This window comes from Acinetobacter sp. Ac8 (assembly GCF_055392545.1).
This window is the reverse complement of the sequence record NZ_AP043689.1, coordinates 2,783,204-2,796,296: the sequence shown is the minus strand read 5'-3', so window position 1 is coordinate 2,796,296 and position 13,093 is coordinate 2,783,204. Positions and strand designations below refer to the sequence as shown.

The 13,093-nt window shown below is 36.6% G+C and carries 13 protein-coding genes; 5 read left to right on the top strand and 8 right to left on the bottom strand.

Translation table 11 applies throughout. The features are described from left to right. Positions 1 to 232: 232 nt before the first annotated feature. Entirely contained in the window at positions 233 to 1,399 is a 1,167-nt protein-coding gene (gene metK, locus ACZ5QH_RS13250) for a methionine adenosyltransferase (protein ID WP_004719464.1), read from the bottom strand. A 568-nt stretch (positions 1,400 to 1,967) separates the two neighbouring features. On the opposite strand from metK, the gene tkt reads away from it, so the two are divergent. The 3 genes from tkt to ACZ5QH_RS13235 all read left to right on the top strand — a co-directional run bounded on the left by tkt (position 1,968) and on the right by ACZ5QH_RS13235 (position 5,248). Further along, positions 1,968 to 3,956 (top strand): transketolase, encoded by a 1,989-nt coding sequence (tkt, locus tag ACZ5QH_RS13245; protein WP_096734390.1) that lies wholly within the window; start codon positions 1,968 to 1,970, stop codon positions 3,954 to 3,956. Between the two features lie 173 nt (positions 3,957 to 4,129). Beyond that, the gene (locus tag ACZ5QH_RS13240; protein ID WP_004719469.1) at positions 4,130 to 4,345 is read left to right on the top strand and encodes a hypothetical protein; all 216 of its coding nucleotides are present in this window, start codon (positions 4,130 to 4,132) and stop codon (positions 4,343 to 4,345) included. Positions 4,346 to 4,474: 129 nt separating this feature from the next. Next, on the top strand, positions 4,475 to 5,248 hold the full coding sequence (locus ACZ5QH_RS13235) for a hypothetical protein (RefSeq protein WP_303577736.1): 774 nt from the start codon (positions 4,475 to 4,477) through the stop codon (positions 5,246 to 5,248). 40 nt (positions 5,249 to 5,288) lie between these two features. Here the strand turns inward: ACZ5QH_RS13235 and ACZ5QH_RS13230 are convergent, their stop codons facing one another. After that, entirely contained in the window at positions 5,289 to 5,699 is a 411-nt protein-coding gene (locus ACZ5QH_RS13230; RefSeq protein WP_034615249.1) for an OsmC family protein, read from the bottom strand. Between the two features lie 309 nt (positions 5,700 to 6,008). On the opposite strand from ACZ5QH_RS13230, the gene ACZ5QH_RS13225 reads away from it, so the two are divergent. Continuing rightward, positions 6,009 to 6,587: a YceI family protein gene (locus tag ACZ5QH_RS13225; protein WP_303577735.1), complete on the top strand. Its 579-nt coding sequence runs from the start codon at positions 6,009 to 6,011 to the stop codon at positions 6,585 to 6,587. A 234-nt stretch (positions 6,588 to 6,821) separates the two neighbouring features. On the opposite strand, the gene ACZ5QH_RS13220 is transcribed toward ACZ5QH_RS13225, so the two are convergent. The 5 genes from ACZ5QH_RS13220 to ACZ5QH_RS13200 all read right to left on the bottom strand — a co-directional run bounded on the left by ACZ5QH_RS13220 (position 6,822) and on the right by ACZ5QH_RS13200 (position 11,110). Then, positions 6,822 to 7,505 (bottom strand): Lcl C-terminal domain-containing protein, encoded by a 684-nt coding sequence (locus ACZ5QH_RS13220; RefSeq protein WP_464016703.1) that lies wholly within the window; start codon positions 7,503 to 7,505, stop codon positions 6,822 to 6,824. A 200-nt stretch (positions 7,506 to 7,705) separates the two neighbouring features. Continuing rightward, positions 7,706 to 8,647, bottom strand: coding sequence for a DUF6670 family protein (locus ACZ5QH_RS13215; RefSeq protein ID WP_303577733.1), 942 nt, complete (start codon positions 8,645 to 8,647; stop codon positions 7,706 to 7,708). A 125-nt stretch (positions 8,648 to 8,772) separates the two neighbouring features. Then, positions 8,773 to 9,396 carry a sterol desaturase family protein gene (locus ACZ5QH_RS13210; RefSeq protein ID WP_303577732.1) on the bottom strand — a complete coding sequence of 208 codons (624 nt, stop codon included), beginning with the start codon at positions 9,394 to 9,396 and terminating at the stop codon, positions 8,773 to 8,775. 113 nt (positions 9,397 to 9,509) lie between these two features. Next, on the bottom strand, positions 9,510 to 10,508 hold the full coding sequence (locus ACZ5QH_RS13205; RefSeq protein ID WP_303577731.1) for an AraC family transcriptional regulator: 999 nt from the start codon (positions 10,506 to 10,508) through the stop codon (positions 9,510 to 9,512). Positions 10,509 to 10,717: 209 nt separating this feature from the next. Continuing rightward, the gene (locus ACZ5QH_RS13200) at positions 10,718 to 11,110 is read right to left on the bottom strand and encodes a helix-turn-helix domain-containing protein (protein ID WP_239045428.1); all 393 of its coding nucleotides are present in this window, start codon (positions 11,108 to 11,110) and stop codon (positions 10,718 to 10,720) included. 66 nt (positions 11,111 to 11,176) lie between these two features. On the opposite strand from ACZ5QH_RS13200, the gene ACZ5QH_RS13195 reads away from it, so the two are divergent. Then, entirely contained in the window at positions 11,177 to 12,403 is a 1,227-nt protein-coding gene (locus tag ACZ5QH_RS13195; RefSeq protein ID WP_303577730.1) for an MFS transporter, read from the top strand. Positions 12,404 to 12,484: 81 nt separating this feature from the next. Here ACZ5QH_RS13195 and ACZ5QH_RS13190 read toward each other — a convergent pair whose 3' ends face one another. After that, positions 12,485 to 13,039, bottom strand: coding sequence for a lipocalin family protein (locus ACZ5QH_RS13190; protein ID WP_096734383.1), 555 nt, complete (start codon positions 13,037 to 13,039; stop codon positions 12,485 to 12,487). Positions 13,040 to 13,093 lie beyond the last annotated feature (54 nt).

Below are 13,093 nucleotides of genomic sequence, written 5' to 3'. Positions count from 1 at the left end.
ATTGTATAAAGGTTTGATTTTTTAAAAAACAATAAAATTAGATCATGCTAATGATTAAAATAAACAAACCATTAGAGATGTTTTAAGTTATAAATATCGATAAGATATTTAACATATAGATATTCAGTGGAGTAGAGGAGGAAAAATTTTGAGGTATTCATCCCGATAACATTAATTCAATAAAAAAGCTCGCATTTGCGAGCTTTTTTCAGATTTAGATCTTAGGCTAGAATTACAAATTTGCAGAAGCTTTAAGTGCTTCAACTTTATCTGTCTTTTCCCAAGTAAATGCAGTATCTGAACCTTCACGACCAAAATGACCATAAGCAGCGGTTTGCTTATACATCGGTTGAATTAGATCAAGCATACGGGTGATACCGTATGGACGTAAGTCAAAATGCTCACGAACCAATTGGATAATCAATTCATCAGATACTTTGCCGGTATTAAATGTGTTGATCGAAATCGAAGTTGGCTCAGCAACACCAATTGCGTAAGACACTTGAATTTCACATTTATCCGCCAAACCTGCTGCAACAATATTTTTTGCAACATAACGGCCTGCATACGCAGCAGAACGGTCAACTTTTGATGGGTCTTTACCCGAGAAAGCACCGCCACCATGACGCGCCATACCACCGTAAGTATCTACAATGATTTTACGACCGGTTAAACCACAGTCACCCACTGGACCACCAATCACAAATAACCCTGTTGGGTTGATGTGAAATTTAGTACCTGCATGGAACATTTCAGCAGGGATAATTTTTTTCACGATTTCTTCAATCACAGCCTCTTTAAGATTGGCTTGTGAAATTTCAGGATCGTGCTGAGTTGAAAGAACAACTGCATCTAAACGAACAGGTTTGCCATTTTCATAGGCAAATGTTACTTGGCTTTTTGCATCTGGACGTAACCACGGTAGTGCGCCGTTACGACGTAATTCAGCTTGTTTTTCCATTAAGCGATGCGCATATGAAATCGGTGCTGGCATCAACACATCAGTTTCACGGCTTGCATAACCAAACATTAAACCTTGGTCACCTGCACCTTGGTCTTCTGGTTTCTGACGATCTACACCTTGTGCAATTTCAGGTGATTGTTTACCCACCATGTTAATCACAGCACAAGTTGAACCATCAAAACCTAAATCGGTATGGTGATAGCCAATTCCATTTACGGTATTGCGGACAATAGTTTCAAAATCGACATTTGCAGTCGTTGTAATTTCACCTGCAAGAACGACTGCACCAGTTTTTACTAATGTTTCGCATGCAACCCTAGCGTATGGGTCTTCTTTTAAGATTGCATCCAAGATAGCGTCACTGATTTGGTCAGCCATTTTATCTGGATGGCCTTCGCTCACAGATTCCGAAGTAAAAACAGCATACTCGCGCATGAAAGTCCTATCACAGTAATTTATAAAGACGCAATATGTTACATCGACTTCAGCCTGAGGACTAGCATTACCTGACTAAAATGCATGAATTAAATTCATTTTCATGTGTTTTTAATTGATATGCTCATTAGAAAAATTGATAAAAGATTATGATTGAGTCCTGTTTCTTGGAAAATTTGCAAAAGCAGGCCGATTTGCATTCAAGTTATCATGACTTTTTATCGTGTGAAACGCTTTAGCGAGATCTTGTTCTATTGAATAATGATCAGCATCAAATTTTCAAAATTTAGACTGAATAGGATGGTGAAAGAATATCCGAATGTAACTGCATCGCTTAAACATAATCAAATTTGTTTTGCTGATGTTGAGATGTTCGATGTGAATAAGAAAAAAGACCGTTTTTAACGTTGATTTAAGACTATTCGGTATATTTTTTAATTAATTTGCAACCTAAGCGGATAAATATAGACTTAAGTCTTTACCCTGATCGCTTTTTTTAAGACAATACATCCCAGTTTTTGAATTTTCTATTCATCTTCCTATATTTTAATTTATTGGACTCTGATTTATGACAACCCCGCTGAATGAACGTCGTATAGCTAACGCAATTCGTGTATTGGCTATGGATGCTGTGCAAAAAGCTAATTCTGGACATCCAGGTGCTCCAATGGGGATGGCAGATATCGCTGATGTCGTATGGCGTGAATTTTTAAACCATAATCCAAGCAACCCACAATGGGCAAACCGCGACCGTTTTGTATTGTCAAATGGTCATGGTTCAATGTTGCAATATGCTTTGCTTCATTTAACTGGTTATGATCTTTCTATTGAAGATATTAAACAATTCCGCCAATTACATTCTAAAACTCCTGGTCACCCAGAATTAGGTTATGCACCAGGGATTGAAACGACAACAGGTCCACTTGGTCAAGGTGTTGCCAATGCTGTAGGTTTTGCACTTGCTGAGAAAACTTTAGCGGCACAATTTAATAAAGAAGATATTCAAGTTGTAGATCACTTCACTTACTGTTTCTTGGGTGATGGTTGCTTAATGGAAGGTATTTCCCATGAAGCATGTTCACTTGCTGGAACATTAGGTCTTGGAAAACTCGTTGTTTATTATGATGACAACGGTATTTCTATTGATGGTGAAGTAGAAGGCTGGTTCTCAGACGATACAGAAGAACGCTTTAAAGCTTATGGTTGGCAAGTACTTCGTGCAGACGGTCATGATGCAGATGCAATTCGTGCTGCGACAGTTGCTGCGCGTGCAGAAAGCTCGAAACCAACGTTGATTATCTGTAAAACGATTATTGGTTTAGGTTCGCCAAACAAACAAGGTAAAGAAGATTGCCACGGTGCGCCACTAGGTAATGATGAAATTACATTAACTCGTGAAGCATTGGGTTGGAAAGAAGAGCCGTTTGTTATTCCTGCTGATGTCTATACAGCTTGGGATGCAAAAGCAAAAGGTTCAGCTTCAGAAGCTGCTTGGAATGACGTTTTTGCAAGCTATGCTGCAAAATACCCAACAGAAGCGGCTGAGTTAAAACGCCGTGTGAATGGTGACTTGCCTGCAGAATTTTTGGCACAAGCGGATGCTTATATTGCTGAAGTGAATGCTAAAGGTGAAACCATTGCAACACGTAAAGCAAGCCAAAATGCGATTCAAGCATTTGCACCTTTACTACCTGAAATTTTAGGTGGTTCTGCTGACTTGGCGGGTTCAAACCTTACACTTTGGAAAGGCGCGAAAGGGGTTGAGTCTGATCCTGCGGGTAACTACGTACATTATGGTGTGCGTGAGTTTGGTATGACTGCAATTGCCAATGGTGTAGCATTGCATGGTGGTTTCATTCCTTATGTAGCAACCTTCCTTATGTTTATGGAATATGCTCGTAATGCAGTTCGTATGTCTGCATTGATGAAACAACGTGTGATCCATGTTTATACTCATGACTCAATTGGTCTAGGTGAAGATGGCCCAACCCATCAACCTGTTGAGCAAATTGCCTCTTTACGCGGTACACCAAATTTAAATACATGGCGCCCATGTGACACAGTTGAAGCGTCTATTTCTTGGAAATCTGCTTTAACACGTAACGAAGGTCCTACAGCGTTAATTTTCTCTCGTCAAAACTTGCCATTCCAAACACGTACTCAAGCTCAGATTGAGAATGTTGTGAAAGGTGGTTATGTATTGGCTGAAGAAAAAGGCGAATTAAAAGCGATCATCATTGCGACTGGTTCAGAAGTTTCATTGGCGATGGAAGCATATGCACAACTTGACGGTGTTCGTGTAGTGTCTATGCCATGTGCGGAAGAATTTGTGAAGCAAGATGCTGCATATCGTGAAGCAGTATTACCATCAAATATCCGTGCACGTGTTGCAGTTGAAGCTGGACATGTAGATTACTGGTGGAAATTTGTAGGTTTAGATGGCAAAGTTATTGGTATGTCAACTTATGGTGAGTCTGCACCAGCCAAAGATTTGTTCCAATTCTTTGGTATTACCACTGAAGCTGTTGTTGGCGCTGTAAAAGAATTAACTGCTTAATTCTTGCATCGTTTTAAATATAAAAACGCCCCTCTCGGGGCGTTTTTATATTGTGAAATTTGTTTGTAAATTAAGTAAATTTTAGTAGCAGTTTTTAGCAATAGGTATATAGTTGTGCCATTCATTGGGTATTCATGAAACATAGTGATACATATCCCAGAAGTGAGGAAAATATGAGCCTTTATGAACAAATTAGTGATGAAATTACCTTGATGGACGCAGGTGAGCAAAAATGGATTGGGCAAGATTTGCCACTTGAATCTATGGTTGCTGTTGAGTTGCTGTTACAAGATTTTCAAGAAGACAAGTTGATTAAGATCCGCCGTAAAAACCATGAAAAACAATCTGGTTTAAAGCAAGTCGATCGTGTCTTGGTTGAGAAGTTATAAGTTTAAAAGCCCCGAAAGGGGCTTTGATTTTTATCGTTTGTAATTTTAAGAATTAATCTTCATTTAAATTAACAGCTGAAAAAAATTATAATTATAGAATCTATTTTTGAAAATATAAAAGATCAGCAAATGAATACTGAACAAGAACAATATTCCATAAAACTAAAAGAGTTGATTGCACAAGGTTATAAAATTTTTTCTGTATATAGTCTTGATAAAACGGAAGCTTTAGATGCCTGTATGTGTGGTGGTTGTTGTTTTGAGGAAGATCATATTTATTTGAAAAATACACCATTGCAACGAATTGAGATTGGTATTTTCAACAATTATGTAAATGCAGCATATTCAAATCAAACACCGCTATGCGAGTTCAAATATTTTTTACCATTGTTTTTAGATTTTTTAGTGCAAGGAACCAATAATTTTTTATCAGAAAATTATTTCTTTCAGCGCATAAGTGCTTATAGCTTAGGGGACTGGACTATTGGGGAATTAGCCTTTTTACAGCAATTTGCAGAAACTTATATTCATTATCATTTATATCAAGAAGAGAATGCTGAATTTAAATATATAGAAAATTTTTTGGATATGTTTCAGTCTTATTTGTTTGATACAGAAAAATTGTCAGATCTCTGTTTAAAACATCCCGCAGCATATAGCTTAATTGACTATGCAACGCAAAAAGTGAATAGCGGTTATGATGAATATGAACAAGCAGATGAATTAAGTCTTACTTCTGAACGTGTTAGAAAAATCTTATTGCACTGGAAAAATGACGAGTCTATCCGCCAGCATTTCATAGATTGTTATAACGTTTTTAAACACCAAGGTTATACTTTTAATCAAGGAAATGCTAACTGGGTCAGAAAATGGATAGAGGGCATTGAACGGGGTATTTATTAATAAGAATACCTGATCCTCTTGTTAAAAAATGAGGGAATTCTTATTCAATACCCAACTCTGTCTGAATTTGGATATTTGAAGTCAATAATTTATGAACAGGGCAGCTTTCTGCAACTTTAAGCAGTCGTTTATGTTGCTCCTCGGTGAAATCACCTTTAAGAACAATTTTCCTTGAAATATTATTTTGACCTGCTTCAGGGTCACCCTCAGGATTTAAAGCTAAATCTAATTGAACATGTTCAATTTTAAGCCCTTTATGATTTGCATACATTTCTAGGGTGATCACAGTACAAGCGCCTAGTGCTGATAATAAAATTTGAATTGGATTCGGTGCAGTATCTTGACCACCTTTATCGCTAGGTTCATCGGCATACCATGTATGTCCTTGCGGATTGGTGAGTGTTACACGATAAGCTGTTTGTGTACTTTGTGCTTGAGCAATATTTGCCATAAAACATTCGTCAGATAAAAAAGACCAGTACTATAAATATAAAATTTCCGTAAAATGGTCTAGTGTAATTTATTGAGCTTTAAATTTTAGTTTTGAATTTAGTTTCTGATATATACATGGTTTAATTAAATTTAATAAATTAAAATTTTATAAAACAATATCTTATATTAATTTCTAAGGGCTTGATTAAGTTTTAAAAACGCTCATTATGGAATCGTTGCATATATGCAACATATCGTATTATCAATAACAATGAATTTATACGGGAAGTGTATAAACTAATATCCATTCGATAGCGAGAATATAAAGATGAACTTCAAAGCATTAACATTGGGTTTAGCCGTAGCATCAGTAGCAACTTTCAGCATGGCAAAACCTGTAGATTACAAAATTGATCCAACACATACTGCAACAGTATTTACTTGGAATCATTTCGGTTTTTCAACACCTTCAGCAAACTTCAGTGACATTCAAGGTACGATCTCTGTTGATAATGTAAAACCAGCAGACTCATCTGTCAATGTAACTATTCCATTATCTAGTTTAAATACCAATGTTGCAGCATTAGATGAGCATTTAAAAAATGCAGATTTCTTTGATGCTGCAAAGTATCCAAACATCACTTTTAAAAGTACTAAAGTTCAAGCTTTAGGTAAAAACAAATACAAAATCACAGGTAACTTAACTGTGAAAGATGTGACTAAACCTGTTGTTTTAGATGCTGTTTTAAACAAACAAGGTGAGCATCCAATGACTAAAGCACAGTCAATTGGTTTCAATGCAACGACATCATTTAATCGTTCAGCATTTGGTGTAGGGGCATATGTGCCAAATGTAGGTGATAAAATCACTGTAAATATTACAACAGAAGCTTCTGTAGCGAAGTAATATTGAAATAGATCAAAGGCCTATAAAGTTAGTTTAATTTGCTTTATAGGCCTTTTTTATCGTCTATTCCTTATTCAATTTAAAATATTTAAATAATCATTACTCACTATGATTTGCTCTAGAGGCAAAATCAGCTATTTTTCAGTCGTTGCAATTCTTTTATATTTTTAAATTTTTTCTAACATTAGCATGATACTGCTTATATAAAATGCTAGACAATTTCCTGCTGGGAAACTAACGACTATTTCGAACTGCTCTAGAAAAACTACGGTCGTCTGTGTAGTTAATGGTCGGTGCAAAAAAACCAGTCTTAAAGTCGACATTCCATGCCTTATATTTGTAGCCTATAGGTTTCCATGGGGATAATGAACTTGACCAATATTTACCATTAGATGGGGTATTAGGAAAAATATGAGTATCTAATGTAGGGCTAGTTGAATCATCAGCACAGTTAGCCGGAGCTTTTTGCCCATAAGGTAATTTTTTCATTTCAAGTTCATGATCTTGTCCATATTGTCTCCGCTCTTGTTCTGGTAATTGTATTTGTCCTATTTTCCTCCAGCCAGTACTACATTTGCGAATTGTTATTAATTCTTTTATTTGGGGAACACGCCAGTTATTTTTACCCTCAAATCCACCATTTTTATTCATTTGATTAAGATAATCTTGTGCATCTTCCCAGTTTTTAAATTCCATAGGATCGCCCTTACAAGTTGAGCCAGTCCATGATTGCCCAATTGAACAACGCATCCAGATTAGACCTGTTGCAGGGTCACGCCATTGCCCAGATTTGCTTAATTGCTCATCCGTTTCTGCGTAAACACTCATGGCGCTTGTTGACAATATTAATAGCAAGCATGCTGGAATTAAGCTTTTACGCTGCTCAATACAAAATTTAAATTGGTTAAAAATATTCATTTTGTCTTAGTGCTTAAGGAATAGTTCTCTTTAATTTACTTTTACTTTCCTCCAAAGTAAATGTAGAAAAGACCGAATACCGTATTATCGTTGCCTTGATATATTTCATAACTACATTAGTGAATATCGAGCAATGGTAAAGCAGCTGATATATCTGTTTAAACTAGACTTTTTATCACCTAGTTATAAGTTGAATCGATCTAATCGGTACGGATATCTAAATATTCAATATAACCAGTACCTTCAACTGCACGACTCTTGAATGTACCTTTATATTTATAGCTCCCTGCATAACCTCCCGCCATACCATATTGAAAATCAGCATTTGTTCGACCATCAATATGGATTAACGGGTTTCCATTATCATCATTCACGCTCCATGAGAAGGTACGAGCTAAACGCATTGATAAACCATTCGGGGTTATAACGCGCTGATCTTCAAATGTATGGACATTAAAATTAAATCCATTTGAATGAATACTGCCATGATCATCTGTAGAACGAATATATACTCGACGTTGCAATACCAGATTTAATGGACCAAGGATTTCTACAAGTAGGACTTGAGTTTTCTCATCGATATTTAAAATATGATAAGTAAAATAATTGATATATAAATTTACATCTACTGCACGAGCATATTCATAAGTACACAGTCCTTGAACTGTGGTTTTCTTACCTTGATATTCAAGAAATCCTTCATATTTACATAATAATGCCCAGTGATCATATAAACCCAATGACATTTGTACAAATTGGGCAATTTTATCAGTCGCATGAATCTTTAAATCAAAATTGAAATCATGACCTTCACGCTGCGCATGAAAATTTGGATATGTACCTTCGAGTAACACGTCACGACCAAAACTTAAAGATGAACCATTGCTTTCCAATACACAGTCATTTTCTACACTATAGCCATTAAAATGTTCTTTTGTACCTACTGCGGTACCGATTAATACGTTTGCAGTATCAAGCGCAGTAGTTTGGATTAAATGTTGATTCCGAAAAATTTTTACACGAGGTTGGCCAACCACAATTAAAAGATTCAAAAAATTAAATGGTGCTTCAAGATTTGGAATCATAACCCCATAATGAACGCAAGAATACTTTCCTTTTGGTGTATGCGTTGGCGTATTCACATCAAAAGGTCTTCCGTTGATTGTCTCTGAACGATCGATAAAATGATGTAAAAACTTTGGTGCAGTAATGTGTTTGGCAATAATCTTTTCATCAAAATGATCCTTAATACTTTATTTGTTAAAATTTACAGTTCTAATGAGATGCCTTGACGAGTACTTTTTATATCCAATGCACTCTTAGAGGTAATTTTAAGATATGATTTTGCAAATATTTTCTGTGATGTCTTGTTTAGGATTATTTCAAAATTTTGAGGTAGTTTTATTCCTAGGGGATTGCTTTCTTTAATCGAAAGTTCAGTAAAAACACGTGTTCCCATAATATAATCAAACCACGGACGTGTAACACACCAATTGGCATTTTGATTACTTGCCATATGATGATCATAGTGCCAAGGGATTCGTTTACGCGCATATTCAGGGTCTAGATGAGATTTTGCATGTACACGCCAATAATTCCAAATCCCATAATATAAGCCGGCAGTAAAAAATGGTGCAATGGGTAAAAATACAGTTGAAACCGCGGCTAAACCTAACAATGCGGTTTTTTCATTATAAATTTCTGCATTTTTAAACATAGATTCACGATATCCTTCATCATGAAACAGATCTGTTCTGGCACGTTTATGATGTGCTATATGTGTGAAGAAAGGGCTATTACGGTGTTTACTTGGAAACTCATGCAACCATACCTTATGTGCATACCATTCAAATCCATTCGCAACTAAAAGGCCAATTGGAAAACCTAACATCTCTGATCCTTTTCAATTAAGAAATAACCATCAGTGTAGAAAAAAACAGCTCATTTCTTTTGACCGAAAAGCTAACTCGTTAAATGTCATTAGAATCAAGTTATAGTGAAAACTTATTTTTGCTTGCGCTGGCGATAATGGGATGGCGTTTCATTTGTCCAACGTTTAAAGGCACGTGAAAAGGCGGAAGGCTCAGAAAAACCAAGTAAATATACAACTTGATCTATGCTTATATTGGGATTCATCAACAGCTTTTTTGCCATTTTTTCACGATAAGTTGCCAAAACTTTTTCAAAAGTCGTGTTAACTTCTTTAAGATCTGCACGAAGTTTTCGGGGCTGTAGCCCTAAATGTTGGGCAATTAATTTTAGATCTAATTGCCCTGATTCTAATAAACCAGAGCTGAGTAAGTTTTCTATATCATTAATCAAATAATATTTATCGACAACTTTTATCTGCTGTTTAGCGACATGCTCATGTATTTTTAATAGCATTGGTTCAGCCGATGCTGAAGCTAAACTCAATATTTCCGCATCAAAAATTATACAGCCGTATTGCATACCTAAACGAGTCGGGCATTTCCAGATACGTTGATATTCATCTAAACTCGCGCCTTCTTGGTAAGGCAACCATATTTCTTTGGGATAAAAATGATTGTTACTGATATAGTTTAAAAAATTAAGCATAACGCTTATGGCACATTCTAGATAATGACGAACTGGGTGCTGAAGATTCGTGATCATTGCATTTTGATTTTCAATGTGTAAATGAGCCACAAAAGCATCGGTAAAAATTTTCTGATAACGCAACGCTCTTTGTAAGCCGTCCCCAAATGTAGGACTACTCATAAAAATGTATTCTAATATTTCGCCTCTAAAAATCGGAAAATGTTCACCTACATGAAGTCCGATATCCTGATCAGCACTGATTTCTTCAGCTATTTCCCAAAAGCGTTGTTGGGTCGAATTATCTCGCCGAATGGTTTTGTCAGGTGGTTGTTCAGATAATCTTATTTGTGAAAATATCCGATTTGCGTCCAAATTCATTTTATTTAGGGTGTGATATGTTAACCAGAGAAAAACACCAGAATCACTAGATTTGCTTTGATCCATAAATCAAAAATACCGATTTCAACAGATACAATTTATATTCGTAGATCAGGCTACAAACGTATAAAAGTCATCAAAATTTAAGCTTGTTTTATCATATTAGAGAAAGCCATTTGACTGTTCAATGTCATTGCGTGCTAATTTTAATTATTGTTCTACAATCTAATTTAGCTATTCAGCAAATACGCCTAACAACCTTTTTAAAAAGTCTTTTATTTATGAGCAGCCTTTTCAACTAGTCGCTTAAAACTAGGGCATTGCAAATGCGATGGTGCAGGGCAGTCACCTACGTGGCGAAGTATGTCACGGAGTGCGATCAATTTATGAATTTGAAGATCAATCTCATCAGCTTTTTGGTGAATAACACTTGGGGAAAGATCAAGTGCACCACGACTATCGAACATTGCTGCGATTTCTTTAAGTGAAAAGCCTGCTGATTTTCCCATTGAAATCAAAGTGAGTCGTAACAGAACTTCAGAAGAGAATTGTCTACGTAATCCATGCCGAGAAATTGAGAAAATCAAACCGATTTCTTCGTAATAGCGTAGTGCTGAAGGTTTAATTCCACTTTTTGCTGAAACTTCACCAATATCAAGAAATTTCATACTTGACCTCAAGTCAACTTGAATTAGTAGTATGTGCTTAAACACCACTGCTGACAAGAGCGCAACATGACAGAGCAGACAGAATCATTAACAATGACAAACAAGACCCAAACTGGAATCACTATCACTTTGGGGTTATCCATGCTATTGGCATCGCTGGGAACAAGTATTGCTAATATCGCATTACCCACACTAGCTGAGGTTTTTTTACTGCCATTTATTCAAGTACAGGCTGTTGTAATTGGATATCTGATCTCGTTGACGATCACGGTTGTGATTGCTGGACGCTTAGGTGATCGATATGGATGTAAGTCTATGCTGATCGTTGGACTGCTTATATTCAGTTTGGCTTCACTGCTATGTAGTGTTGCACCCAGCTTATGGATATTGGTTGCTGCACGATCATTTCAAGGAATAGGTGCGGCATTCTTAATGACACTTGCAATGGCACTTACACGTCAGACCGTCAGTAAATCACAGTTGGGAAGAGCAATGGGAATGCTTGGAACAATATCTGCTTTAGGTACAGCACTTGGACCAGTGTTGGGCGGGTTTCTGCTTGTCGTGAGCGGTTGGCAAAGCATTTTTGGATTACAGTTTATACTTGCGGGTATCGCGATTATTCTGGCTAGGGTACTGCTGCCTAATGATTACATTAAAAAACAAATTCCTGCACTAACTTCTTTGCAAACAGACCAGAACATAACACTAAACCTCATGGTTAATTTGTTGGTTGCTGCTGTTATGATGACCACACTTGTCATTGGACCTTTTTATCTCAGTCTTGGTCTAAACTTGGATCAAATACAAGTGGGTTTGATTATGGGGATTGGGCCAGTGGTTGCTATCTTAAGTGGGATTCCATCGGGTCGACTTGTCGATCGTTGGGGCAGTCGCTATATCGTCATTACAGGGTTAATTTTTCTGATTTTCGGTAGCTCGATGCTCGCTATCTTACCGAAATTGATGGGTATAAGTGGCTATATTATGCCGATCATTATTTTGACTTCGGGTTATCAGCTGTTTCAGGCAGCCAACAATACCATGACCTTGGCGGATGTTCCCAAAGCTCGACAAGGGATGGTATCAGGACTTCTTAGCTTATCTCGTAATATGGGCTTAATTATCGGGGCTTCAGTGATGGGAGCTATTTTTTCATTTGGTGTTGGCACAAATCAGCTCACTCAGGCAACGGCTTTAGCAATCATTGATGGGATGCAACTTACCTTTATTTGTGCTGGAGCATTGATGGTTGTCGGCTTACTCATCAGTTGTGTCTCATTTCGTAGATAATATTGATCAGAAGGGTTTGTAGTGCAATCGTATAAAATGAGCCAGATTCAACAAGCCCTCAAAAAGAGGGCTTGTATGCATTTATTTTTGTTTGGTTTCAATTAAATCACTTAAATCATATCCTAAGCTTTTAGCATAATTTAAATATTCTTCAGTCGTGGCTGGATCAAGCTGTTGAGATCGACTGAGTAACCATAAATATTTCTTATTGGGTGTACCGATCAATGCAACTTGATAGTTTTCATCCAGCTTTAAAATCCAATAATCACCACGCCCTACAGGTAACCAACGAAGTGCTTTTGGTAAAAAACTCACTTTTAATTTGGAGTTTGTAGGCGCGTTTTGTACAGATGCTTCGCCAATTGATTGTTGAAGCTTGCCATTTTTATCGTAACAACGATTATCCACTTTGATTGAGCCATTTTCATTTAAGGAATAATCAGCAGTAACGTTATAATCGCATTTCTTTTGAAAATACATTGGCTTGCGTGCAATTTCATGCCAAGTACCCAGATACCTCTTTAAATCTACATTTTTAACGGTTTGAATCTTCTCATTTCCTGCATAAGCAAATGCCGCAACACTCAGTAATGCTATTCCACCGACGAGCGTTAATATTTTAAACTTGTTGTTCATGACATAGCCCTATATTTAAGTATTTAATATATATATTCATTATGTCGCGCTCGA

Bases quoted from the DNA above. Each gene is read 5' to 3' on its own strand.
- ACZ5QH_RS13225 (WP_303577735.1), top strand. From the start codon at position 6,009: ATGAACTTCAAAGCATTAACATTGGGTTTAGCCGTAGCATCAGTAGCA.
- ACZ5QH_RS13235 (WP_303577736.1), top strand. From the start codon at position 4,475: ATGAATACTGAACAAGAACAATATTCCATAAAACTAAAAGAGTTGATT.
- ACZ5QH_RS13195 (WP_303577730.1), top strand. From the start codon at position 11,177: ATGACAGAGCAGACAGAATCATTAACAATGACAAACAAGACCCAAACT.
- ACZ5QH_RS13200 (WP_239045428.1), bottom strand. From the start codon at position 11,110: ATGAAATTTCTTGATATTGGTGAAGTTTCAGCAAAAAGTGGAATTAAA.
- ACZ5QH_RS13190 (WP_096734383.1), bottom strand. From the start codon at position 13,039: ATGAACAACAAGTTTAAAATATTAACGCTCGTCGGTGGAATAGCATTA.
- ACZ5QH_RS13240 (WP_004719469.1), top strand. From the start codon at position 4,130: ATGAGCCTTTATGAACAAATTAGTGATGAAATTACCTTGATGGACGCA.
- ACZ5QH_RS13205 (WP_303577731.1), bottom strand. From the start codon at position 10,508: ATGGATCAAAGCAAATCTAGTGATTCTGGTGTTTTTCTCTGGTTAACA.
- ACZ5QH_RS13210 (WP_303577732.1), bottom strand. From the start codon at position 9,396: ATGTTAGGTTTTCCAATTGGCCTTTTAGTTGCGAATGGATTTGAATGG.
- ACZ5QH_RS13220 (WP_464016703.1), bottom strand. From the start codon at position 7,505: ATGAATATTTTTAACCAATTTAAATTTTGTATTGAGCAGCGTAAAAGC.
- tkt (WP_096734390.1), top strand. From the start codon at position 1,968: ATGACAACCCCGCTGAATGAACGTCGTATAGCTAACGCAATTCGTGTA.
- ACZ5QH_RS13230 (WP_034615249.1), bottom strand. From the start codon at position 5,699: ATGGCAAATATTGCTCAAGCACAAAGTACACAAACAGCTTATCGTGTA.
- metK (WP_004719464.1), bottom strand. From the start codon at position 1,399: ATGCGCGAGTATGCTGTTTTTACTTCGGAATCTGTGAGCGAAGGCCAT.